This is a genomic window from Mycobacterium heidelbergense (assembly GCF_050205645.1).
GTDB classification, from domain to species: Bacteria; Actinomycetota; Actinomycetes; order Mycobacteriales; family Mycobacteriaceae; genus Mycobacterium; species Mycobacterium heidelbergense_A.
The window spans coordinates 125,330-147,951 of record NZ_JBNMQT010000002.1; the positions used below are offsets into that span (position 1 = coordinate 125,330).

Annotated in this window: 20 protein-coding genes; 14 read left to right on the top strand and 6 right to left on the bottom strand. The window is 66.1% G+C overall.

Annotation, left to right across the window (positions count from 1 at the left end):
* Positions 1–20: 20 nt before the first annotated feature.
* The gene (gene rplL / locus ACQI5H_RS02100) at positions 21–413 is read left to right on the top strand and encodes a 50S ribosomal protein L7/L12 (protein WP_076061444.1); all 393 of its coding nucleotides are present in this window, start codon (positions 21–23) and stop codon (positions 411–413) included.
* Positions 414–467: 54 nt separating this feature from the next.
* Here rplL and ACQI5H_RS02105 read toward each other — a convergent pair whose 3' ends face one another.
* The gene (locus tag ACQI5H_RS02105) at positions 468–1,145 is read right to left on the bottom strand and encodes a TetR/AcrR family transcriptional regulator (RefSeq protein WP_427077782.1); all 678 of its coding nucleotides are present in this window, start codon (positions 1,143–1,145) and stop codon (positions 468–470) included.
* Positions 1,146–1,228: 83 nt separating this feature from the next.
* On the opposite strand from ACQI5H_RS02105, the gene ACQI5H_RS02110 reads away from it, so the two are divergent.
* The 5 genes from ACQI5H_RS02110 to ACQI5H_RS02130 all read left to right on the top strand — a co-directional run bounded on the left by ACQI5H_RS02110 (position 1,229) and on the right by ACQI5H_RS02130 (position 12,541).
* Positions 1,229–2,743 (top strand): carotenoid oxygenase family protein, encoded by a 1,515-nt coding sequence (locus ACQI5H_RS02110; protein WP_427077783.1) that lies wholly within the window; start codon positions 1,229–1,231, stop codon positions 2,741–2,743.
* Between the two features lie 171 nt (positions 2,744–2,914).
* Complete coding sequence (locus tag ACQI5H_RS02115) at positions 2,915–3,925, top strand: ABC transporter ATP-binding protein (RefSeq protein ID WP_076061450.1); 1,011 nt, start codon at positions 2,915–2,917, stop codon at positions 3,923–3,925.
* A 455-nt stretch (positions 3,926–4,380) separates the two neighbouring features.
* Entirely contained in the window at positions 4,381–7,878 is a 3,498-nt protein-coding gene (locus tag ACQI5H_RS02120) for a DNA-directed RNA polymerase subunit beta (protein ID WP_427077784.1), read from the top strand.
* A 35-nt stretch (positions 7,879–7,913) separates the two neighbouring features.
* Positions 7,914–11,864, top strand: a complete 3,951-nt coding sequence (locus tag ACQI5H_RS02125; RefSeq protein WP_427077785.1) for a DNA-directed RNA polymerase subunit beta' — start codon at positions 7,914–7,916, stop codon at positions 11,862–11,864.
* Positions 11,865–12,004: 140 nt separating this feature from the next.
* On the top strand, positions 12,005–12,541 hold the full coding sequence (locus ACQI5H_RS02130; RefSeq protein ID WP_427077786.1) for a hypothetical protein: 537 nt from the start codon (positions 12,005–12,007) through the stop codon (positions 12,539–12,541).
* Here the strand turns inward: ACQI5H_RS02130 and ACQI5H_RS02135 are convergent.
* Genes ACQI5H_RS02135 through ACQI5H_RS02145 form a run of 3 tightly spaced genes read right to left on the bottom strand, consistent with a single transcriptional unit; the run spans position 12,538 to position 14,776 of the window.
* Positions 12,538–13,092 (bottom strand): hypothetical protein, encoded by a 555-nt coding sequence (locus ACQI5H_RS02135; RefSeq protein ID WP_427077787.1) that lies wholly within the window; start codon positions 13,090–13,092, stop codon positions 12,538–12,540. The genes ACQI5H_RS02130 and ACQI5H_RS02135 overlap by 4 nt on opposite strands.
* A 56-nt stretch (positions 13,093–13,148) precedes the next feature.
* On the bottom strand, positions 13,149–14,474 hold the full coding sequence (locus ACQI5H_RS02140; protein ID WP_427077788.1) for a hypothetical protein: 1,326 nt from the start codon (positions 14,472–14,474) through the stop codon (positions 13,149–13,151).
* A gap of 2 nt (positions 14,475–14,476) precedes the next feature.
* Positions 14,477–14,776, bottom strand: a complete 300-nt coding sequence (locus tag ACQI5H_RS02145; protein WP_427077789.1) for a hypothetical protein — start codon at positions 14,774–14,776, stop codon at positions 14,477–14,479.
* A gap of 198 nt (positions 14,777–14,974) precedes the next feature.
* On the opposite strand from ACQI5H_RS02145, the gene ACQI5H_RS02150 reads away from it, so the two are divergent.
* Genes ACQI5H_RS02150 through ACQI5H_RS02170 form a run of 5 tightly spaced genes read left to right on the top strand, consistent with a single transcriptional unit; the run spans position 14,975 to position 19,830 of the window.
* Positions 14,975–15,727 carry a deoxyribonuclease IV gene (locus ACQI5H_RS02150; RefSeq protein ID WP_427077790.1) on the top strand — a complete coding sequence of 251 codons (753 nt, stop codon included), beginning with the start codon at positions 14,975–14,977 and terminating at the stop codon, positions 15,725–15,727.
* Between the two features lie 50 nt (positions 15,728–15,777).
* Positions 15,778–17,406: an acyl-CoA dehydrogenase family protein gene (locus ACQI5H_RS02155; protein WP_427077791.1), complete on the top strand. Its 1,629-nt coding sequence runs from the start codon at positions 15,778–15,780 to the stop codon at positions 17,404–17,406.
* Positions 17,403–18,341 (top strand): crotonase/enoyl-CoA hydratase family protein, encoded by a 939-nt coding sequence (locus ACQI5H_RS02160; RefSeq protein WP_427077792.1) that lies wholly within the window; start codon positions 17,403–17,405, stop codon positions 18,339–18,341. The genes ACQI5H_RS02155 and ACQI5H_RS02160 overlap by 4 nt, the downstream gene beginning before the upstream one ends.
* A 2-nt stretch (positions 18,342–18,343) precedes the next feature.
* On the top strand, positions 18,344–19,066 hold the full coding sequence (locus ACQI5H_RS02165; RefSeq protein WP_427077793.1) for a PaaX family transcriptional regulator C-terminal domain-containing protein: 723 nt from the start codon (positions 18,344–18,346) through the stop codon (positions 19,064–19,066).
* Positions 19,063–19,830 (top strand): crotonase/enoyl-CoA hydratase family protein, encoded by a 768-nt coding sequence (locus tag ACQI5H_RS02170; protein ID WP_427077794.1) that lies wholly within the window; start codon positions 19,063–19,065, stop codon positions 19,828–19,830. The genes ACQI5H_RS02165 and ACQI5H_RS02170 overlap by 4 nt, the downstream gene beginning before the upstream one ends.
* Positions 19,831–19,852: 22 nt before the next feature.
* Here the strand turns inward: ACQI5H_RS02170 and ACQI5H_RS02175 are convergent, their stop codons facing one another.
* Positions 19,853–20,341, bottom strand: coding sequence for a DUF3060 domain-containing protein (locus ACQI5H_RS02175; RefSeq protein ID WP_427077986.1), 489 nt, complete (start codon positions 20,339–20,341; stop codon positions 19,853–19,855).
* A gap of 21 nt (positions 20,342–20,362) precedes the next feature.
* Entirely contained in the window at positions 20,363–20,731 is a 369-nt protein-coding gene (locus tag ACQI5H_RS02180; RefSeq protein ID WP_427077795.1) for a DUF3060 domain-containing protein, read from the bottom strand.
* A 190-nt stretch (positions 20,732–20,921) separates the two neighbouring features.
* Between ACQI5H_RS02180 and ACQI5H_RS02185 the strand changes: the two genes are divergently transcribed.
* The 3 genes from ACQI5H_RS02185 to rpsG all read left to right on the top strand — a co-directional run bounded on the left by ACQI5H_RS02185 (position 20,922) and on the right by rpsG (position 22,600).
* Positions 20,922–21,569, top strand: a complete 648-nt coding sequence (locus tag ACQI5H_RS02185; protein WP_076126173.1) for a TetR/AcrR family transcriptional regulator — start codon at positions 20,922–20,924, stop codon at positions 21,567–21,569.
* Between the two features lie 186 nt (positions 21,570–21,755).
* Entirely contained in the window at positions 21,756–22,130 is a 375-nt protein-coding gene (gene rpsL, locus ACQI5H_RS02190) for a 30S ribosomal protein S12 (RefSeq protein WP_003879423.1), read from the top strand.
* Entirely contained in the window at positions 22,130–22,600 is a 471-nt protein-coding gene (gene rpsG / locus ACQI5H_RS02195; RefSeq protein ID WP_076061467.1) for a 30S ribosomal protein S7, read from the top strand. The genes rpsL and rpsG overlap by 1 nt, the downstream gene beginning before the upstream one ends.
* Positions 22,601–22,622: the final 22 nt, after the last annotated feature.

Consider the following 22,622-nt stretch of genomic DNA (forward strand, 5'->3'; position numbering starts at 1 on the left):
CACCCAGGAAGGACCACACCATGGCAAAGATCTCCACCGACGACCTGCTCGACGTCTTCAAGGAAATGACCCTGTTGGAGCTCTCGGACTTCGTCAAGAAGTTCGAGGAGACCTTCGAGGTCACCGCGGCCGCGCCCGTCGCGGTCGCCGCGGCCGGCCCCGCCGCCGGTGGCGCACCGGCCGAGGCCGCCGAGGAGCAGTCCGAGTTCGACGTCATCCTCGAGGCCGCCGGCGACAAGAAGATCGGCGTGATCAAGGTTGTCCGCGAGATCGTCTCGGGCCTGGGCCTCAAGGAGGCCAAGGACCTGGTCGACGGCGCACCCAAGCCGCTGCTGGAGAAGGTCGCCAAGGAGGCCGCCGACGAGGCCAAGACCAAGCTCGAGGCCGCCGGCGCCACCGTCACCGTCAAGTAGTTCACTGCACGAAACCCCCGGTCATTCCTCGGGAGGCCCGGGGGTTTCGCCCGCTTAGCCGGCGCGGATTGCTGCGTGCCGCGACTGCTCGACCCGCTCGGGTGAATCTCCCAGGGCGACAAGCAGATTCGTTGTGATCGCGCCAAGCACCGGCCCGACGGCCTCGCCTTCGTTGCCATAGAAACCGGCCAGTTCCAGCATCACGAACCCGTGTATCAGCGCCCAGAACTGGGCCGCGGTCGCCACAACCGAGGCGTCGTCGTCCGCGGAACACGCGGTGATGCGGCCCGCCAGGACAGACCGGTGCACAGCCCGTACGACGTGCGCGAAGCTGGGTTGGTGCTGCTCGATCTCGGCGATGGTCAGCGTCAGGACGTTCCCGGCGGGCGCGTTGATGCCGTGGGCGCTGGTACTGCCGAACATCAGCCGGTACATGTGCGGCCGCTCGATGGCATAGCGGCGATACGCGGCTCCGACGGCCATCAGATCCGCCACCGGGTCGGCCGTTTGAGGCACCGTCAGCGCCGTGTCGAACTGACGCAACCCCTCCTGCGCGACCTCGGCGATCAGCGACCGCATCCCGCCGAAGTGCGTGTACACCGCCATCGTCGAGGTCCCGGCGGCACCGGCCACCTTGCGGGTTTGCAGCGCGTCGGGCCCGTCGTCGTCGAGCAGGCAGACCGCTGCGTGGAGCAGCTCATCGCGCACCGTCCGTTGCGTCTGCGAAGTCATCTCGGAAGACATCCTTGCCATCTTCTCATCGGCGGCGTACCTTGCCAATAACAGCGAAATAACAATGTTATAGGAGCTCAGCCGTGACCGCCGCGCAAACTGTCAAGTCCCGCAATCCCTACCTCGAGGGCTTCCTGGCGCCGGTGAGCGCCGAAGTGACCGCGACCGACCTGCCGGTCACCGGACACATCCCCGAACACCTCGACGGGCGCTACCTGCGCAACGGGCCCAACCCGGCCGCCGAGGTGGACCCGGCCATCTACCACTGGTTCAGCGGCGACGGCATGGTGCACGGGGTCGCGCTGCGCGACGGTAAGGCCTGCTGGTACCGCAACCGCTGGGTGCGCACTCCGCCCGTATGCGCCGCGTTGGGTGAACCGGCGCCCACGGGACTGGACCCGCGGATCGGAATGCTGTCGGTGGGCCCCAACACCAACGTGCTGGCCCATGGCGGCCGGACGTTAGCGCTCGTCGAGGGAGGCGGCGCCAATTACGTGCTCACTGACGAGCTGGACACCGTGGGGCCGTGCGATTTCGACGGAACCCTGTTCGGTGGTTTCACCGCGCACCCGCACCGCGACCCGGCGACTGGCGAATTGCACGCGCTGTCCTACTCGTTCGCACGCGGACGGACCGTGCAGTACTCGGTGATCGACATCCAAGGACGTGCGCGGCGGACCGTTGACATCGAGGTCAGCGGGTCGCCGATGATGCATGACTTCTCGCTGACCGACAAATACATAGTGATCTACGACCTGCCGGTGACGTTCGACCCAATTCAGATCGTGCCCATGGAGGTGCCGCGCTGGCTGAGCTCGCCGGCCCGGCTGGTAATGCAGTCCGTGCTCGGTCGGGTCCGGATCCCCAGCCCGATCGCCACGATGATCAACCGCAATCCGCAGCCGATCAGCAAAATGCCCTACCGGTGGAACGACAACTATCCGGCGCGCATCGGCGTCATGCCGCGCGAGGGCGGCAATGAGGACGTCCGCTGGTTCGACATCGAACCCTGTTACGTCTACCACCCGCTCAACGCCTATTCCGAGATGCGCGACGGGACAGAGGTTTTGGTGCTCGATGTGGTCCGTTACTCACGGATGTTCGACCGCGACCTTCGTGGTCCGGGCGACAGCCGGCCCACGCTCGACCGCTGGACCATCAACCTGGCGACCGGTGCGGTGGCCAGCGAACGCCGCGACGATCGGCCACAGGAGTTTCCCCGCATCAACGAGACCCTGCTTGGCGGGCCGCACAGGTTTGGCTACACCGTCGGCGTGGACGGCGGGTATCTCTCCGGCGGCGCATCGGACATGTCCACCGCGCTGTACAAGCACGACTACGCGACGGGATCCAGCACGGTGGCCGCCCTGGACCCCGCCCTTTTGCTCGGCGAGATGTCTTTTGTGCCCAACCCCGGCGCCGACGCGCGGAATGCGGGCGAGGACGACGGCATCCTGATGGGCTACGGCTACCACCGCGGCCGCGACGAAGGCCAGCTGATCTTGTTGGATGCGCCAACTCTCGAGCCGATAGCGACGGTGCATCTGCCGCAGCGGGTGCCCATGGGCTTCCACGGCAACTGGGCGCCGGCCAGCTAACGCTGGCTTAGACACGTGTTGACCAGCGCGGCAGCGCTGATCTCGAGTTGGGTAATTTTTCCCCCGGGTGCTGTGCAACCCTGATGCGGCGCCTCGGGCGTGCGCTACAGTGACTCAAGCCACAACAAACGGGCAGGTTGCGGGCATGAGCGTCGACGGAAGGATTTCCCCATGGGCGTCGCTATCGAGGTGAATGGACTTACGAAGTCCTTCGGTTCCTCGAGGATCTGGGAAGACGTGACGTTGGATATCCCCGCCGGGGAGGTCAGCGTCCTGCTGGGGCCGTCGGGTACCGGCAAATCGGTGTTCCTCAAGTCCCTCATCGGTCTGCTGCGCCCGGAACGCGGCTCGATCATGATCGACGGCACCGACATCATTGAATGCTCGGCCAAGGAGCTTTACGAAATCCGCACCCTGTTCGGTGTGATGTTTCAGGACGGCGCGCTGTTCGGCTCGATGAATCTGTATGACAACACGGCGTTCCCGTTGCGTGAGCACACCAAGAAGAAGGAAAGCGAAATCCGTGACATCGTCATGGAGAAGCTGGAAATGGTCGGTCTTGGTGGTGACGAGAAGAAGTTCCCCGGTGAGATCTCCGGCGGTATGCGCAAGCGCGCGGGCCTGGCCCGCTCGTTGGTCCTCGACCCGCAGATCATCCTGTGTGACGAGCCCGACTCGGGTCTTGACCCCGTCCGTACCGCCTACCTGAGCCAGCTGATCCTCGACATCAACGCCCAGATCGACGCCACCATCCTCATCGTCACGCACAACATCAACATCGCCCGCACCGTGCCGGACAACATGGGCATGCTGTTCCGCAAGCACCTGGTGATGTTCGGCCCCCGTGAGGTCTTGCTGACCAGCGACGAGCCGGTGGTGCGGCAGTTCCTCAACGGCCGCCGCATCGGGCCGATCGGCATGTCGGAGGAGAAGGACGAGGCCACCATGGCCGAAGAGCAGGCCATGGTCGACGCGGGCCACCACTCCGGCGGCGTCGAGGAGATCGAGGGCGTGCCGCCACAGATCGTCGCGACGCCGGGCATGCCCGAGCGCAAAGCGGTCGCGCGGCGCCAGGCCCGGGTGCGCGAGATCCTGCACACCCTGCCCAAGAACGCCCAAGCGGCGATCCTCGACGACCTCGAGGGCACTCACAAATACCAGGCGCACGAGTTCGGCGGCTAGCGCGGCCGCGTCCCCGCACGCACTGCCCAACCAGCACGGTTCGGCGGGTTTTGTCGCCGCGCCCGCCCGATGGGCCGCGACCCGAAGTTTTCACGATAACTTCGCGCAACTTGCCGCTCTTCCTCTTGACGACGGGGCGTAAACGGGTCAGTCTGTTGGGCAGCATGTGCCCTCGGGAACTCAAGATGCCAGCCAGCGCCGATGTTCCCTGGATGGGTACTTGAGGAATGCGCGCGCCTGCGCTATTGTTGGACGTTGCGCTGGCTACTTCCTGCCCACCTCACCCGCCACTCGACACCGTGGTCTTAGCCTGAGCCCCCTCTTCGGCCCAGCTATTTAGTTGCGCGCGTGAGATCTGGGCAGATCGTTCGCCGGCCTAACCGACACAATTCGCGGCGAACAGGCCCGGTGGCCCCGGTTCTCGTGAGTCGCACGAGGTGCTGGAAGGATGCATCTTGGCAGATTCCCGCCAGAGCAAGCGTCGCCAAAAAAGTTCCACCAATGGCTCCGTGCCTGGAGCACCCAACCGAATTTCCTTCGCCAAGCTCCGCGAACCGCTCGAGGTTCCGGGGCTTCTTGACGTGCAAACCGACTCGTTCGAGTGGTTGATCGGGTCGCCGCGCTGGCGCGAGGCCGCGTCGGCACGTGGAGACGTGAAGCCGGTGGGTGGACTCGAAGAGGTGCTCTACGAGCTCTCTCCGATCGAGGACTTCTCCGGCTCGATGTCGCTGTCGTTCTCCGACCCCCGGTTTGACGAGGTCAAGGCGCCGGTCGACGAGTGCAAAGACAAGGACATGACGTACGCGGCCCCGCTGTTCGTCACCGCGGAGTTCATCAACAACAACACCGGTGAGATCAAGAGTCAGACGGTGTTCATGGGTGACTTCCCGATGATGACCGAGAAGGGCACGTTCATCATCAACGGCACCGAGCGTGTCGTCGTCAGCCAGCTGGTGCGCTCACCGGGTGTGTACTTCGACGAGTCGATCGACAAGTCCACCGAGAAGCTGCTGCACAGCGTCAAGGTGATTCCTAGCCGCGGCGCATGGCTGGAGTTCGACGTCGACAAGCGCGACACCGTCGGCGTCCGCATCGACCGCAAGCGCCGCCAGCCGGTCACCGTGCTGCTCAAGGCGCTCGGTTGGAGCAACGAGCAGATCACCGAGCGGTTCGGGTTCTCCGAGATCATGATGTCCACGCTGGAGAAGGACAACACCGCCGGCACCGACGAGGCGCTGCTGGACATCTACCGCAAGCTGCGTCCGGGCGAACCGCCGACCAAGGAGTCCGCGCAGACGCTGCTGGAGAACCTCTTCTTCAAGGAGAAGCGCTACGACCTGGCCCGCGTCGGCCGCTACAAGGTCAACAAGAAGCTCGGGCTGCACGCCGGTGAGCCGATCACCAGCTCGACGCTGACCGAGGAAGACGTCGTCGCCACCATCGAATACCTGGTTCGCCTGCACGAGGGCCAGGCCACGATGACCGTCCCCGGCGGCACCGAGGTGCCGGTGGAGACCGACGACATCGACCACTTCGGCAACCGCCGGCTGCGCACCGTGGGCGAGCTGATCCAGAACCAGATCCGGGTCGGCATGTCGCGGATGGAGCGCGTCGTCCGCGAGCGGATGACCACTCAGGACGTCGAGGCGATCACGCCGCAGACGCTGATCAACATCCGGCCCGTCGTCGCCGCGATCAAGGAGTTCTTCGGCACCAGCCAGCTGTCGCAGTTCATGGACCAGAACAACCCGCTCTCGGGTCTGACGCACAAGCGCCGCCTGTCGGCGCTGGGACCGGGTGGTCTGTCGCGCGAGCGTGCCGGGCTGGAGGTCCGCGACGTGCACCCGTCGCACTACGGCCGGATGTGCCCGATCGAGACCCCGGAGGGGCCGAACATCGGTCTGATCGGGTCGCTGTCGGTGTACGCGCGGGTCAACCCGTTCGGCTTCATCGAGACGCCGTACCGCAAGGTGGTCGACGGTGTGGTCAGCGACGAGATCGAATACCTGACCGCCGACGAGGAGGACCGCCACGTGGTGGCGCAGGCCAACTCGCCGATCGACGACGACGGCCGCTTCACCGAGGCGCGCGTCCTGGTCCGCCGCAAGGCGGGCGAGGTCGAGTACGTGTCCTCGGCCGAGGTCGACTACATGGACGTCTCGCCGCGCCAGATGGTGTCGGTGGCCACGGCCATGATCCCGTTCCTCGAGCACGACGACGCCAACCGTGCCCTGATGGGCGCCAACATGCAGCGCCAGGCGGTTCCGCTGGTGCGCAGCGAGGCGCCGCTGGTGGGCACCGGCATGGAGCTACGTGCCGCGATCGACGCCGGCGACGTCGTCGTCGCCGAGAAGTCCGGCGTCATCGAGGAAGTCAGTGCCGACTACATCACCGTGATGGCCGACGACGGCACCCGGCACACCTACCGGATGCGCAAGTTCGCCCGCTCCAACCACGGCACGTGCGCCAACCAGTCGCCGATCGTGGACGCCGGGGACCGGGTGGAGGCCGGCCAGGTGATCGCCGACGGTCCGTGCACCGACAACGGCGAGATGGCGCTGGGCAAGAACCTGCTCGTCGCGATCATGCCGTGGGAAGGCCACAACTACGAGGACGCGATCATCCTTTCCAACCGCCTGGTTGAGGAGGACGTGCTCACCTCGATCCACATCGAGGAGCATGAGATCGACGCCCGCGACACCAAGCTGGGCGCCGAGGAGATCACGCGGGACATCCCGAACGTCTCCGATGAGGTGCTCGCCGACCTCGACGAACGCGGCATCGTGCGCATCGGCGCCGAGGTTCGTGACGGCGACATCCTGGTCGGCAAGGTCACCCCGAAGGGGGAGACCGAGCTGACGCCGGAGGAGCGGCTGCTGCGCGCGATCTTCGGTGAGAAGGCCCGGGAGGTCCGCGACACCTCGCTGAAGGTGCCGCACGGTGAGTCCGGCAAGGTGATCGGCATTCGGGTGTTCTCCCGCGAGGACGACGACGAACTGCCGGCCGGCGTCAACGAACTGGTCCGCGTCTACGTCGCCCAGAAGCGCAAGATCTCCGACGGCGACAAGCTCGCCGGCCGGCACGGCAACAAGGGCGTGATCGGCAAGATCCTGCCCGTCGAGGACATGCCGTTCCTGCCGGACGGCACGCCGGTGGACATCATCCTGAACACCCACGGTGTGCCGCGACGGATGAACATCGGCCAGATCCTGGAGACGCACCTCGGTTGGTGCGCGCACAGCGGCTGGAAGATCGACACCGGCAACGGAGTTCCCGACTGGGCGGCCAAGTTGCCCAAGGAACTGCTGGACGCTGAGCCGAACGCCATCGTCTCGACGCCGGTGTTCGACGGTGCCCAGGAGGCCGAGTTGCAGGGGCTGTTGTCGGCCACGCTGCCCAACCGGGACGACGAAGTGCTGGTGGATGCCGACGGCAAGGCGGTGCTGCTCGACGGCCGCAGCGGTGAGCCGTTCCCGTACCCGGTGACCGTTGGCTACATGTACATCATGAAGCTGCACCACCTGGTGGACGACAAGATCCACGCCCGCTCCACGGGGCCGTACTCGATGATCACCCAGCAGCCGCTCGGTGGTAAGGCACAGTTCGGTGGCCAGCGCTTCGGTGAGATGGAGTGCTGGGCCATGCAGGCCTACGGTGCTGCGTACACACTGCAGGAGTTGCTGACCATCAAGTCCGACGACACCGTCGGTCGGGTCAAGGTGTACGAGGCGATCGTCAAGGGCGAGAACATCCCCGAGCCGGGTATCCCCGAGTCGTTCAAGGTGTTGCTCAAGGAGCTGCAGTCGCTGTGCCTCAACGTTGAGGTGCTCTCGTCCGACGGCGCGGCGATCGAGCTGCGCGAGGGCGAGGACGAGGACCTTGAGCGTGCGGCTGCCAACCTGGGAATCAACCTGTCCCGCAACGAATCCGCGTCCGTTGAGGACTTGGCTTAACTAGTTACTAAACCCGCAAGGGGAAAGGGAGTTACGTGCTCGACGTCAACTTCTTCGATGAACTCCGTATCGGCCTGGCCACCGCGGAGGACATCAGGCAATGGTCTTACGGCGAGGTCAAGAAGCCGGAGACGATCAACTACCGCACGCTGAAGCCTGAGAAGGACGGCCTGTTCTGCGAGAAGATCTTCGGACCGACTCGCGACTGGGAGTGCTACTGCGGCAAGTACAAGCGCGTGCGCTTCAAGGGCATCATCTGTGAGCGCTGCGGCGTCGAGGTGACCCGCGCCAAGGTGCGCCGCGAGCGGATGGGTCACATCGAGCTCGCCGCTCCGGTGACACACATCTGGTACTTCAAGGGTGTGCCCTCGCGCCTGGGGTACCTGCTCGACCTCGCGCCGAAGGATCTCGAGAAGATCATCTACTTCGCCGCGTACGTGATCACGTCCGTCGACGAGGAGATGCGGCACAACGAGCTGTCCACGCTCGAAGCCGAAATGGTGGTGGAGCGCAAGGGCGTTGAGGACCAGCGCGACGCCGAGCTGGAGGCCCGTGCGCAAAAGCTCGAAGCCGACCTGGCCGAGCTGGAGGCCGAGGGCGCCAAGGCCGACGCCAGGCGCAAGGTTCGCGACGGCGGCGAGCGGGAGATGCGCCAGATCCGTGACCGCGCCCAGCGTGAGCTGGACCGGCTGGAGGACATCTGGAGCACCTTCACCAAGCTGGCCCCCAAGCAGCTGATCGTCGACGAGAACCTCTACCGCGAACTGGTCGACCGCTACGGCGAGTACTTCACCGGCGCCATGGGCGCGGAGTCGATCCAGAAGCTCATCGAGAACTTCGACATCGACGCCGAGGCCGACTCGCTGCGTGACGTCATCCGAAACGGCAAGGGGCAGAAGAAGCTTCGTGCTCTGAAGCGTCTCAAGGTGGTCGCGGCGTTCCAGCAGTCGGGCAACTCGCCGATGGGCATGGTGCTCGACGCCGTCCCGGTGATTCCGCCGGAACTGCGCCCGATGGTGCAGCTCGACGGTGGCCGGTTCGCCACCAGCGACCTCAACGACCTGTACCGCCGCGTGATCAACCGGAACAACCGGCTCAAGAGGCTGATCGACCTCGGTGCCCCCGAGATCATCGTCAACAACGAGAAGCGGATGTTGCAGGAGTCCGTGGACGCGCTGTTCGACAACGGCCGCCGCGGCCGCCCGGTCACCGGGCCGGGTAACCGCCCGCTGAAGTCGCTGTCGGATCTGCTCAAGGGCAAGCAGGGCCGGTTCCGCCAGAACCTGCTCGGTAAGCGCGTCGACTACTCGGGCCGTTCGGTCATCGTGGTCGGCCCGCAGCTCAAGCTGCACCAGTGCGGTCTGCCCAAGCTGATGGCGCTCGAGCTGTTCAAGCCGTTCGTGATGAAGCGGCTGGTCGACCTCAACCACGCGCAGAACATCAAGAGCGCCAAGCGGATGGTGGAGCGTCAGCGTCCCCAGGTGTGGGATGTCCTCGAAGAGGTCATCGCCGAGCACCCGGTGCTGCTGAACCGCGCGCCCACCCTGCACCGGCTGGGTATCCAGGCGTTCGAGCCGATGCTGGTGGAAGGCAAGGCGATTCAGCTGCACCCGTTGGTGTGTGAGGCGTTCAACGCCGACTTCGACGGTGACCAGATGGCCGTGCACCTGCCGCTATCCGCGGAGGCGCAGGCCGAGGCGCGCATCCTCATGTTGTCTTCCAACAACATCCTGTCGCCCGCGTCGGGCCGGCCGCTGGCCATGCCGCGCCTGGACATGGTGACCGGGCTGTACTACCTGACTACCGAGGTCGAGGGCGACACCGGCGAATATGTCCCCGCGGCCAAGGACCGCCCGGAGACCGGCGTGTACGCCTCGCCGGCCGAGGCGATCATGGCGGCCGACCGCGGTGTGCTGTCGGTGCGGGCCAAGATCAAGGTGCGGTTGACCCAGCTGCGTCCGCCGGTCGAACTCGAGGCCGAGCTGTTCGGCGAGTCCGGCTGGCAGCCGGGTGACGCGTGGATGGCCGAGACCACCCTTGGTCGGGTGATGTTCAACGAGCTGCTGCCGCAGGGGTATGCGTTCGTGAACAAGCAGATGCACAAGAAGGTGCAGGCCTCCATCATCAACGACCTGGCCGAGCGCTACCCGATGATCGTGGTCGCGCAGACCGTCGACAAGCTCAAGGACGCCGGTTTCTACTGGGCGACCCGCAGTGGTGTCACGGTGTCGATGGCCGACGTGTTGGTGCCGCCGCGCAAGAAGGAGATCCTCGACCAGTACGAGGAGCGGGCCGACAAGGTCGAAAAGCAGTTCCAGCGTGGTGCTTTGAACCACGACGAGCGCAACGAGGCGCTGGTGGAGATCTGGAAGGAAGCCACCGACGAGGTGGGTCAGGCGCTCCGCGAGCACTACCCCGCCGACAACCCGATCATCACCATCGTCGACTCGGGTGCCACGGGTAACTTCACGCAGACCCGAACGCTGGCCGGCATGAAGGGTCTGGTGACCAACCCGAAGGGTGAGTTCATCCCGCGTCCGGTCAAGTCGTCGTTCCGCGAGGGCCTGACCGTGCTGGAGTACTTCATCAACACCCACGGCGCTCGAAAGGGCTTGGCGGACACCGCGTTGCGTACCGCCGACTCGGGTTACCTGACCCGTCGCCTGGTGGACGTCTCACAGGACGTCATCGTCCGCGAGCACGACTGCGAGACGGAGCGCGGCATCGTCGTCGAGCTGGCCGAGAGCCAACCCGACGGCACGCTGATCCGCGACCCGTACATCGAAACCTCGGCGTACGCACGGACTTTGGGCACCGACGCGGTCGACAAGGACGGCAACGTCGTCGTCGGGCGCGGCGAGGACCTGGGTGACCCGGAGATCGACGCCCTGCTGGCGGCCGGCATCACGTCGGTCAAGGTGCGCTCGGTGTTGACGTGCACCACGGGAACCGGCGTCTGTGCGACCTGCTATGGGCGTTCCATGGCCACCGGCAAGCTGGTCGACATCGGCGAGGCCGTCGGCATCGTCGCCGCCCAGTCCATCGGTGAGCCCGGCACGCAGCTCACCATGCGCACCTTCCACCAGGGTGGTGTCGGTGAGGACATCACCGGTGGTCTGCCACGTGTGCAGGAGCTGTTCGAGGCCCGCGTGCCGCGCGGCAAGGCGCCGATCGCCGACGTCACCGGGCGCGTCCGGCTCGAGGACGGTGAGCGCTTCTACAAGATCACCATCGTTCCCGACGACGGCGGCGAGGAAGTCGTCTACGACAAGCTCTCCAAGCGGCAACGGCTGCGTGTGTTCAAGCACGACGACGGTTCCGAGGGAGTGCTGTCCGACGGTGACCACGTCGAGGTGGGCCAGCAGTTGATGGAAGGCTCGGCCGACCCGCACGAGGTGCTGCGCGTGCAGGGCCCCCGCGAGGTGCAGATCCACCTGGTCCGCGAGGTCCAGGAGGTCTACCGCGCTCAGGGTGTGTCGATCCACGACAAGCACATCGAGGTGATCGTTCGCCAGATGCTGCGCCGGGTCACGATCATCGACTCGGGCGCGACGGAGTTCCTGCCCGGTTCGCTGATCGAGCGTGCGGGGTTCGAGGCGGAGAACCGCCGGGTGGTGGCCGAGGGCGGCGAGCCCGCCGCCGGCCGCCCGGTGCTGATGGGCATCACGAAGGCGTCGCTGGCCACCGACTCGTGGCTGTCCGCGGCGTCGTTCCAGGAGACCACGCGAGTGCTGACCGATGCGGCGATCAACTGCCGCAGCGACAAGCTCAACGGTCTGAAGGAGAACGTGATCATCGGAAAGCTGATCCCGGCCGGTACCGGTATCAACCGCTACCGCAACATCCAGGTGCAGCCCACCGAGGAGGCCCGGGCCGCGGCGTACACGATCCCGTCCTACGAGGATCAGTACTACAGCCCGGACTTCGGCCAGGCCACCGGTGCCGCCGTTCCGCTGGACGATTACGGTTACAGCGACTACCGGTAGTCAGTGCGAAAAGCCCCCGCCGCGTGCGGGGGCTTTTTCGTGCGGACCCGGGTTGACTTGCTTCGAAGTAAGTTTCAGCGTGTGCTCGTAGTTGAATAGGTGAGCGGCGGCACGATCGTAGTGAGGAGGTGTAAAACGCGATGGCGGCAACGGGCGGGATTGACGCGGGTGATGCGGCGGTCGAGGACCGGCTTGTTTACCAAGGCGAGGTGTTCATCAATTTCCAGACCAGCCGGCAATGGGTTTCGATCAAATTGTTCGACTTGCCCGCCGACACGGACGACGACGCGGTATTGGCGCTTTTGATCGGCCATGTGCGCTACCGCGACAGCTACGGGGGCACCGGTGACAAAGACATGAAAGACATTCACGGGCCGTACTGGTTGAACGCCATTAGCCCACAAGTGTTTTCGCGTGTATCGGCAGCCGACGCCGAAGCACTGATCAGGACCTGGGCCGACTACACCGTGCCCTTAACCGCCGACGATCGCGCCGCTATGGAACGCGAGGTCTATCCGCGGCTGGAACGCGCCGCCAGCTGCTACCAGTTACCCGACCTACGCGAGACCGCACTTCACGAATGGGGCTCCTCGGTCGGTTCGGACGGATTTCACGAGTTTGTATTGATCGATCGCCAGTCCGACACTGTGGCCTTGGTGGTGGCCAGCGATGACTAGCGGGCGCGATCCGGGGCTCTGAGCGCTGCAACGAACCCTTGGTACACAGCGTCGCCCATTTGGGAAATGTCTTCAGCCAGCCGGCCACGGGACGCGGCATCGACGAATACACTGTGCACGATTAGCCGGCCTGCGCGCGGCTGCTCGGATCCGGCCACGTAGTTGCTTTGCTGGACCCATACGCGCCGGCCACCGATGAGACAAGTGCCGCTACTCCGGAGTGCCGCCGCCCACCGCGTCGGTGGAATCGGCAGCACCTTTGTGACGATGTCGGTGGCACCAAGGTCGCGTAGCGTGCCGGCAGCGTTGCTCAACACCTCGTAAAACACAGGCCAGCCGGTGTAGCCAAACACGCTGATGGTTTCGGCAGCCTCCCAACCTCCGTCTTCTCGCGGTCCGAGCACCGCCATCCGCGCTAAAGGCACCCTCGGTATTTCGTAAAGCTGCACGAGCTGCCAGCCTTCCGGAATACCCAACTGCCGCACCCATCCGGGCACCTGGGCGATGCTGAGCGCACCCACGTCCTCGATGTCTTCATCGTCGATCAGCACGTCGACGAGTGAGGACGCTGTCGGGGGTTGCCCTTGTGGCGGCGGAGGCGGTGCGGTCATGGGGTGGGTACTCGCCCACCCTGGCCACCGAAGATTCCACCCACCAAAGCTCCCCCTATCACAATCCATGAAAACACCGTCTTGCCGGCCTCACCGAGGTCATGGCCGATCTCCGGTAACCACGACGACCCACCCCCCGGTGCTGGCGTCGTCGGCTGGGTTACTGGTGGTGCCGTAGAGCCCGGCTGATCCCATTCGAACACGGGCGGCGGCTGCACCGGGCTAACTTGAAATCCTGGCGGGGAGGGATTTCTCAACCACGGCGGTAGATCAGCCGGGTCTGCGAATTGAGTCGGCGGCAGCGGGACTGGAAGAGGATGTCCGGGTTGTGGTGGCGGGGGTGCCGTCGGTGGGTGATCGAGTACCGGCGGCAGCTGGGGCGGATCATCGACCAACGGCGACAAGGGCAAGTGAATCTTGGGCCCCTTATTGGCACCGGGGGGTATGACGTCGACGACGGGCCCTCCCGACTTGCTGTCAGGACGCAGGCTGATCTCGGTGCCGTCCTCGAGCACCTTCCGTGGAAATCCGACTGGCGGCAAATCACCGACGGCGCCCCTGCTCAGCCACTCCCAAAACTTTCGGATCTCCTCAGGAGTGTCCAACTCCCTGTTCGGCTTATTTTCGCCCGGACGCAATTGACGCAACGCATCGCGGACGTCTTGCAACGTTTTCGGCGGAGGCCGGTCCTGCCACGGTGTGTCAGGATCCGGTTCAGGCTTTGGCGCAGGGTCTTGCTTCCAGTGACGATCGACGGCTTGGATCTGGGGTTTCGGAGGTGTACTGGGGCTAGGACTTTGCGGGAAGGTCTCGCGGATTCCGGCCACGGCTGCGGTCACTTTGCCGGCGACCTGTTGATCGAGGGCGACCAGTTGCGCGGCGCGCTGGCGGATGTCGCCCGCCAACATCTGTGCCTGGGCTTGGCGGGCGACACGCTGCGCGGCCGACCCTCCGCTCGAGCGGTCGGTCACTGATAGGTCTTCACCAACATTGAACCCGGCCGTTCGGGCATCCTCGACCGCGTAGCCGACCCGGGATCGAGCTGCGGAGATATCTGAAGCCCCGCTGCGCGCAACCTTCGCCGCCGCGTGCAGCTGGTCTGCAACCGCGCTCGTCGTCACCATGTCGGAATGGGTTGCGGTACGCAGTGATTCCGCGGCCTCGCCTTGCCACTCGATTGAGAGCGCATCGCGCCAGACCTGGTTGGCCACCCCGTAGCTTCGCGCGCCGACGGTCTCCCAGTGGTCGGCCGCCTGGGTCAGATGGTCGGTGGGCCAGGCCAACAGTTGCGAAAGGCTGGGTATACCTGCGACCGCGGACATTGCTACACGCCGGTCACCGGAGGGGGCACAGCGGCGAGCTCGGTGGCCGAGTCAGCTTCGTTGGCGATGTAGTACGTGTTTGCGGCGGCGACGTGCGTTGCGCGGCTTTCTACTTGGGCGGCCAACGCAGCTGTGAAAGTGCTGACGTTGGCGTGGGCGACGCTCACCGCGGCGGCACTGGCCTGACACGACAAGCCAAGTCCTGCGGGTGCCGCTGTTTCCTCTAGTTCGCCCGCTGAAACGCCCCACCGGTTGGCCATCGCCAGCGCGGCAGCGGTATCAAAGCGCAGTTCCGACGGCATAGACCGAAGTTTAGTCGGACCATCCTGCAGCGAAAGTCAGTTGGCCGCGCCATCACATCAATCACAGCAGCACCTCATGGCAACCGATACTCGATCCGCGAAAGCACTATCGCATGCGCTAGCGGATTTGAAAGTCGTCTATCGATCCAGACGCGGCGGCATCGCCGTCTGTCACGATCCCTCACTAGACTGACCGACGTGCTCATCGGTTCACATGTCCACCAAGACGATCCCCTGGCCGCCGCACAGGCCGACGGCGCCGACGCGGTACAGTTCTTCCTCGGCAACCCGCAGAGCTGGAAGAAGCCGAAGCCGCGGGACGACGCCGAGGCGCTGAAGGCGTCGACCATCCCGCTGTACGTCCACGCGCCGTATCTGATCAACGTCGCATCGGCCAACAACCGCATCCGCATCCCGTCGCGAAAGATATTGCAGGACACCTGCGACGCCGCGGCCGCGATCAACGCGACCGCGGTGATCGTGCACGGCGGCCACGCGGACGACAACGACATGGAGGCCGGTTTCGAGCGCTGGGTCAAGGCGCTGGACTACCTCGAAACGGACGTGCAGGTCTACCTGGAGAACACCGCTGGCGGCGATCACGCGATGGCCCGCCACTTCGACACGATCGGCCGGCTCTGGGATCACATCGGGGACAAGGGAATTGGCTTCTGCCTGGACACCTGCCACGCGTGGGCCGCGGGTGAGGAGCTGATCGACGCGGTCGACCGGATCAGGGCCCTGACCGGACGCATCGACCTGGTGCACTGCAACGACTCACGGGACGCGGCGGGCTCGGGCGCCGACCGACACGCCAACCTGGGCAGCGGCCAGATCGATACCGACCTACTCGTCGCGGCGGTCAAGGCCGCCGATGCGCCGGTGATCTGCGAAACCGCCGACGCGGGCCGCAAGGACGACATTGCCTTCCTGCGGGAGAACACCGCCTAGGCGCTATTACAGCTCTTGTGCGCCTGTCGGAAAAATGTAACATGGACGGCATGCCCGATACTCATGCCGTCACCAACCAGGTTCCCCCGCTGGAGAACTACAACCCCGCGACGTCCGCCGTGCTCGTCGAGGCCCTGATCCGCGAGGGCGGGCAGTGGGGCGTCGATGAGGTGACCGAGGTGGGCGCGATCGCGGGTAGCCGCGAAGCCCAGCGGTGGGGTGAGCTCGCCGACCGCAACCGCCCCATCCTGCGCACCCACGACCGCTACGGTCACCGTGTCGACGAGGTCGAGTACGACCCCGCCTACCACGAGCTGATGCGCACCGCGATCGGGCACGGCCTGCACGCCGCGCCGTGGTCCGACGAGCGGCCGGGCAATCATGTGGTGCGGGCCGCCAAGATGTCGGTCTGGAACGTCGAGCCCGGACACACCTGCCCCGTCTCGATGACCTACGCCGTCGTACCCGCGTTGCGCTACAACCCCGAACTGGCGGCCGTGTACGAGCCGCTGCTGACCAGTCGCGAATACGACCCAGAACTCAAGCTGGCCACCACCAAGCGCGGCATCACGGCCGGCATGTCGATGACGGAGAAGCAAGGCGGCTCCGACGTGCGCGCCGGCACCACCGAGGCGACCCCGAACGGCGACGGCAGCTACAGCCTGACCGGTCACAAATGGTTCACCTCGGCGCCGATGTGCGACATCTTCCTGGTGCTCGCGCAGGCCCCGGGTGGTCTGTCCTGCTTCCTGTTGCCGCGGATACTGCCCGACGGCAGCCGCAACCGAATGTTCCTGCAGCGCCTCAAGGACAAGCTCGGCAACCACGCCAACGCTTCGAGCGAGGTCGAATACGACGGCGCCGTCGCGTGGTTGGTCGGCGAGGAGGGCCGCGGCGTGCCGACCATCATCGAGATGGTCAACCTCACCCGGCTCGACTGCACGCTGGGAAGCGCCACCAGCATGCGCACCGGCCTGACCCGTGCGATCCACCACGCCCAGCACCGAAAGGCGTTCGGCGCCTACCTGATTGACCAGCCGTTGATGCGCAACGTGCTGGCCGACTTGGCGGTGGAGGCGGAGGCCGCCACTATCGTCGCGATGCGGATGGCCGGTGCGACCGACAGGGCGTTGCGCGGGGACGAGAGGGAGGCGCTGCTGCGCCGCATCGGCTTGGCGGCCAGCAAGTACTGGGTGTGCAAACGCGCCACCCCGCACGCCGCCGAGGCGCTGGAATGCCTGGGCGGCAACGGCTACGTCGAGGACTCGGGCATGCCGCGCCTGTTCCGTGAGGCACCGCTGATGGGCATCTGGGAGGGCTCGGGCAATGTCAGCGCGCTGGACACGTTGCGCGCCATGGCAACTCGCCCCGAATGCGTCGAGGTGCTGTTCGCCGAACTGGGCGAGAGCACCGGTCAGGATCCGCGGCTGGGGCGCCACGTCGAGGGGCTGCGGCAGGACCTGACCGACCTGGACACAATCCAGTACCGGGCCCGCAAGGTGGCCGAGGACATCTCGCTGGCGCTGCAGGCCTCGCTGCTGGTGCGCCACGGTCATCCCGCCGTCGCCGAGGCCTTCCTGGCCACCCGGCTGGGCGGCCAGTGGGGTGGGGCATACGGCACCATGCCGACCGGCCTGGACCTCGCGCCCATCCTCGAGCGTGCTCTAGTAAAGGGATGACTCACGCCATCAGGCCTGTCGATTTCGACAACCTGAAGACGATGACCTACGAGGTCACCGACCGGGTTGCCCGCATCACCTTCAACCGGCCCGAGAAGGGCAACGCGATCGTCGCCGACACCCCGCTGGAGCTCTCGGCGTTGGTGGAGCGTGCCGACCTCGACCCGAACGTGCACGTCATCCTGGTGTCCGGTCGGGGCGAGGGTTTCTGCGCGGGCTTTGACCTGTCCGCCTATGCCGACCGAACCGGTTCGGCCGGCGGGACGGGCGCGTATGCGGGCACCGTGCTCGACGGCAAGACGCAGGCGGTCAACCACCTGCCGGACCAGCCGTGGGACCCGATGATCGACTACCAGATGATGAGCCGCTTCGTGCGCGGCTTCTCCAGCCTGATGCATGCCGACAAGCCGACTGTGGTCAAGATCCACGGCTACTGCGTGGCCGGCGGCACCGACATCGCGCTGCACGCCGACCAGGTGATCGCCGCCGCCGACGCCAAGATCGGCTACCCGCCAACCCGGGTGTGGGGCGTCCCGGCGGCGGGTCTGTGGGCGCACCGGCTTGGTGACCAGCGCGCCAAACGCCTTCTGCTGACCGGTGATTGCATCACCGGCGCGCAGGCCGCCGAATGGGGCCTGGCCGTCGAGGCGCCCGACCCGAAAGACCTCGACGAGCGCACCGAGCGGCTGGTGGAGCGGATCGCCGCGGTGCCGGTCAACCAGCTGATCATGGTCAAGCTCGCGCTGAATTCCGCCCTGCTGCAACAGGGTGTGGCCACCAGCAGGATGGTCAGCACCGTGTTCGACGGCGTTGCCCGGCACACGCCGGAGGGGCATGCCTTCGTCGCCGATGCGGTCGAGCACGGCTTTCGGGACGCCGTCAAGCATCGCGACGAGCCCTTCGGGGACTACGGCCGCCAGGCGTCACAGGTGTAGCCATGCCCAACATGACAGCGCGGTCGGTGGTGCTCAGTGTGCTGCTCGGCGCCCACCCCGCCTGGGCCACGGCCGGCGAATTGATCAGGCTTACAAATGATTTCGGCATCAAGGAGGCGACGTTGCGGGTTGCCCTGACCCGCATGGTCGGCGCCGGCGACCTGATCCGCTCCGCCGACGGCTACCGGCTGTCGGATCGCCTGCTGGCCCGCCAGCGCCGGCAGGACGATGCCATCGATCCACGGGTCCGGGCCTGGCGCGGCGACTGGTTCCTCCTCATCGTGACCAGCGTGGGCAACGACGCGCGTACCCGGGCCGCGCTGCGAACCGCCATGCACGGCAAGCGCTTTGGTGAACTGCGTGAGGGCGTGTGGATGCGGCCGGACAACCTGGAGCTGGACCTGGATCGCACGCTCGAAGCCCAGGTGCGGACCCTGACGGCGCGCGACGACGCCCCGGCCGAGCTGGCCGGACGGCTGTGGGATCTGCCCGCGTGGGCGCAGACCGGGCACCGGCTGCTCGGCGAGATGGCCGCCGCGCCGGACGTTCCCGCCCGTTTTATGGTGGCCGCGGCGACGGTGCGGCACCTGCTGACCGACCCGGTGCTGCCCGACGAATTGTTACCGTCCGACTGGCCGGGTGCCCGGCTGCGCGCGGCGTACCACGACTTTGCCGCCGAGCTTCTCAAACGGCGCGATCCGACCCAACTCCTGGAGGCGACATGAGTGACCCGGTGCGAGTAGAGCGCAATGGCCCGGTGACGACGGTGATCATCAACCGGCCGGAGGCGCGCAACGCCGTCAACGGTCCGACGGCCGCGGCGCTGTACGCGGCGTTCGAGCAATTCGACCGTGACGATTCGGCGTCGGTGGCCGTGCTGTGGGGCGACGGCGGAACCTTTTGCGCGGGAGCCGATTTGAAGTCGTTCGGCACGGCGGAGGCCAACGCGGTGCACCGGACCGGTCCCGGCCCGATGGGCCCGTCGCGCATGGTTCTCTCCAAGCCGGTGATCGCCGCGGTGAGCGGTTACGCCGTCGCCGGGGGCCTGGAGTTGTCGTTGTGGTGCGACATGCGGGTGGCCGAGGAGGACGCGGTGTTCGGTGTCTTCTGCCGCCGCTGGGGCGTGCCGCTGATCGACGGCGGCACCGTGCGGCTACCGCGGCTGATCGGGCACAGCCGGGCGATGGACATGATCCTCACCGGCCGCGGTGTCAAAGCCGACGAAGCGCTCGCGATGGGATTGGCGAATCGGGTGGTGCCTAAAGGCCGGGCCCGCCAGGCGGCCGAGGACTTGGCGGCCGAATTGGCCGCCCTGCCGCAGCAGTGCCTGCGTTCGGATCGGCTCTCGGCTCTGCATCAGTGGGGGCTGCCGGAATCCGCGGCGCTGGACGGCGAATTCGCCAGCATTTCCCGGGTCGCCGGGGAGGCGCTGGAGGGGGCGGGCCGATTCGCCGGGGGAGCGGGCCGGCACGGCGCGCCCGCGAATTAGGCGGGCCGTCAACAGCTTTCGGTCAGCCGCCCTTGTTGATGGTATTGGTCGACCCGATGTTGTCGATCTTCGGGTCGCCGTCTTTGTAGGTGATGGTGTTGTCCCGGCCCAACACCGTGAGCTTGGTGTTGATCTTGTCGATCGTGATCTTGTTGTTGGTGCCGCCGACATTCACCTTCTCGCAGGTGCCGGTGACCGTCAGCGTGTTGTTCGAACCGGCGACGTTCAGCGATTTGCCGCTGGCGCAGTCGAGCGTGGCCGTGGTTCCCATCGATCCGTAGTTCAGCGTGTTGCCGATCTCGACCGATGCGGTGGTGCTCGCCCCGCTCGTGCCCGTGGTCGTGGCCCCCGCGCTCGTCGTCGTGGTCGCGCTGCTCGCGGTCGTCGTGGCGGATCCGCCGGGCGGGTTGGCCGTCGAACTGCAGCCGGCCAGCACCAGGGCCGCGAGTGCCGGCGCCAGCGCGTAGGCGGCCAGGCCGCGTGGGTGCTCAATGTTTCGGGCTGCACGCATCATTCGTCGATTCCCCTCGTCTCAGGCGGGCACCTGCTGGAGCCGGTTGGTCATGCCCAGTTCGCGGCCGCGGTCCCACAGTATCGGCGCGCCGTTGTGGAAGAACACCGTCTGGTTGTAGCCGTACACGGTGATGTCGTGCGTCACCGAGTCGGCAATGACGGTGTTGCCCGAGCCCATCACGGTCACGGCCCAACAGTTGCCCATCGCGTTGACGGTGTTGTTGGTGCCGTTGACGATCAGGGTGGCGTCGTTGCAGTCCAGCGTCTGCTCGACGCCCATGCCGGTCACGTGGGTGTCGCCGTTCTTGGCGTGGGCCGGGGGCGCCCCGGCGGCAAGTGAGACGATGACACAGGTTGCAAGCGACCCGGCGACGGTTGTCCACCTCACTGCCGGCCCCCTTCGCTTCGGCTGGTATTCGCTGGACTGAGCGTACGTGCATTTGCCTGCTCGATGGCAGACTTTTTTCTCTCACATCACCGCGGCGCCGCCCCGGCCGGGCCGGAGCCGTTTCCCGCCGCCGTCAACTAGAGTCATTAGTTGACCTCCAGCCGTTCAGTGAAATCGAGGTGCGGTCGCCATGACAGCTCAGCCGGAACAACCGTCAGCCGGCGGGCGACAACGCGCCGGGAGGTCCGCCTCCCGTCCGGCCAAGCTGAGCCGCGACGGCATCGTCGACGGCGCGCTGACCTTCCTGGACCGGGAAGGCTGGGACTCGCTGACCATCAACGCGCTCGCGACGCAGCTGGGCACCAAGGGGCCGTCGCTGTACAACCATGTGGACAGCCTGGAGGACCTGCGGCGCGCGGTGCGGATCCGGGTCATCGACGACATCATCACGATGCTGAACCGCGTCGGCGAGGGGCGGGCCCGCGACGACGCGGTGCTGGTCATGGCCGGTGCCTACCGCAGCTACGCCCACCACCATCCGGGCCGCTACTCGGCGTTCACCCGGATGCCGCTGGGCGGTGACGACCCCGAGTACACCGCCGCCACCCGCAACGCGGCCGCGCCCGTTATCGCGGTGTTGTCCTCCTACGGCCTGGACGGGGAGGAGGCGTTCTACGCGGCACTCGAATTCTGGTCCGCGCTGCACGGCTTCGTGTTGCTGGAAATGACCGGTGTGATGGACGACATCGACACCGATGCGCTGTTCTCCGACATGGTGCTGCGCCTCGCGACGGGCCTGGAAAGGCGGACGGCGCACAAGGGCGCGAACCCGACCTAAGCCACTTTGACCTGCACGACCAGCGGCGGGTATTGTGGTTGCTCGTGCCTGGCGGCTTACGGCGCCTGACGTAAGGAAGTGGATGCCGGGCGAATTCGCATGTCCACGATGCATCGGATGAATCCGGTGCTGAGCGCATGCGACACCACCCGTGCTAGCAAGACGCCGAACACAGAAAGCCGGTAGATGCCAACCATTCAGCAGCTGGTCCGCAAGGGTCGTCGGGACAAGATCGGCAAGGTCAAGACCGCGGCTCTGAAGGGCAGCCCGCAGCGCCGTGGCGTATGCACCCGCGTGTACACCACCACCCCGAAGAAGCCGAACTCGGCGCTTCGCAAGGTCGCGCGCGTGAAGCTGACGAGCCAGGTCGAGGTCACCGCCTACATCCCCGGCGAGGGCCACAACCTGCAGGAGCACTCGATGGTGCTGGTGCGCGGTGGCCGAGTCAAGGACCTGCCCGGTGTGCGGTACAAGATCATCCGCGGTTCGCTCGACACCCAGGGTGTCAAGAACCGCAAGCAGGCTCGCAGCCGTTATGGCGCCAAGAAGGAGAAGAGCTAATGCCGCGCAAGGGGCCCGCGCCCAAGCGTCCGCTGGTCAACGACCCTGTATACGGATCGCAGCTGGTCACCCAGCTGGTCAACAAAGTTCTGCTCAAGGGGAAGAAATCGCTGGCCGAGCGCATTGTTTATGGAGCGCTCGAACACGCCCGGGACAAGACGGGCACCGATCCCGTCATCACCCTCAAGCGTGCTCTCGACAACGTCAAGCCCGCCCTGGAGGTGCGCAGCCGCCGCGTCGGTGGTGCGACCTACCAGGTGCCCGTGGAGGTGCGTCCGGACCGGTCCACCACGCTGGCGCTGCGCTGGCTTGTCAGCTTCTCGCGGCAGCGCCGGGAGAAGACCATGATCGAGCGGCTGGCAAACGAGATCTTGGATGCCAGCAACGGCCTCGGGGCCTCCGTCAAGCGGCGTGAGGACACCCACAAGATGGCCGAGGCAAACCGCGCATTTGCGCACTATCGCTGGTAGGGGCCGGAACGGCGCCAACTGG

What these genes read in the sequence shown, in the direction of transcription:
- rplL (WP_076061444.1), top strand. Translation starts at nt 21, where the DNA reads ATGGCAAAGATCTCCACCGACGACCTGCTCGACGTCTTCAAGGAAATG.
- ACQI5H_RS02105 (WP_427077782.1), bottom strand. Translation starts at nt 1,145, where the DNA reads ATGACTTCGCAGACGCAACGGACGGTGCGCGATGAGCTGCTCCACGCA.
- ACQI5H_RS02115 (WP_076061450.1), top strand. Translation starts at nt 2,915, where the DNA reads ATGGGCGTCGCTATCGAGGTGAATGGACTTACGAAGTCCTTCGGTTCC.
- ACQI5H_RS02130 (WP_427077786.1), top strand. Translation starts at nt 12,005, where the DNA reads ATGGCGGCAACGGGCGGGATTGACGCGGGTGATGCGGCGGTCGAGGAC.
- ACQI5H_RS02140 (WP_427077788.1), bottom strand. Translation starts at nt 14,474, where the DNA reads ATGTCCGCGGTCGCAGGTATACCCAGCCTTTCGCAACTGTTGGCCTGG.
- ACQI5H_RS02145 (WP_427077789.1), bottom strand. Translation starts at nt 14,776, where the DNA reads ATGCCGTCGGAACTGCGCTTTGATACCGCTGCCGCGCTGGCGATGGCC.
- ACQI5H_RS02155 (WP_427077791.1), top strand. Translation starts at nt 15,778, where the DNA reads ATGCCCGATACTCATGCCGTCACCAACCAGGTTCCCCCGCTGGAGAAC.
- ACQI5H_RS02160 (WP_427077792.1), top strand. Translation starts at nt 17,403, where the DNA reads ATGACTCACGCCATCAGGCCTGTCGATTTCGACAACCTGAAGACGATG.
- ACQI5H_RS02165 (WP_427077793.1), top strand. Translation starts at nt 18,344, where the DNA reads ATGCCCAACATGACAGCGCGGTCGGTGGTGCTCAGTGTGCTGCTCGGC.
- ACQI5H_RS02170 (WP_427077794.1), top strand. Translation starts at nt 19,063, where the DNA reads ATGAGTGACCCGGTGCGAGTAGAGCGCAATGGCCCGGTGACGACGGTG.
- ACQI5H_RS02175 (WP_427077986.1), bottom strand. Translation starts at nt 20,341, where the DNA reads ATGCGTGCAGCCCGAAACATTGAGCACCCACGCGGCCTGGCCGCCTAC.
- ACQI5H_RS02185 (WP_076126173.1), top strand. Translation starts at nt 20,922, where the DNA reads ATGACAGCTCAGCCGGAACAACCGTCAGCCGGCGGGCGACAACGCGCC.
- rpsL (WP_003879423.1), top strand. Translation starts at nt 21,756, where the DNA reads ATGCCAACCATTCAGCAGCTGGTCCGCAAGGGTCGTCGGGACAAGATC.
- rpsG (WP_076061467.1), top strand. Translation starts at nt 22,130, where the DNA reads ATGCCGCGCAAGGGGCCCGCGCCCAAGCGTCCGCTGGTCAACGACCCT.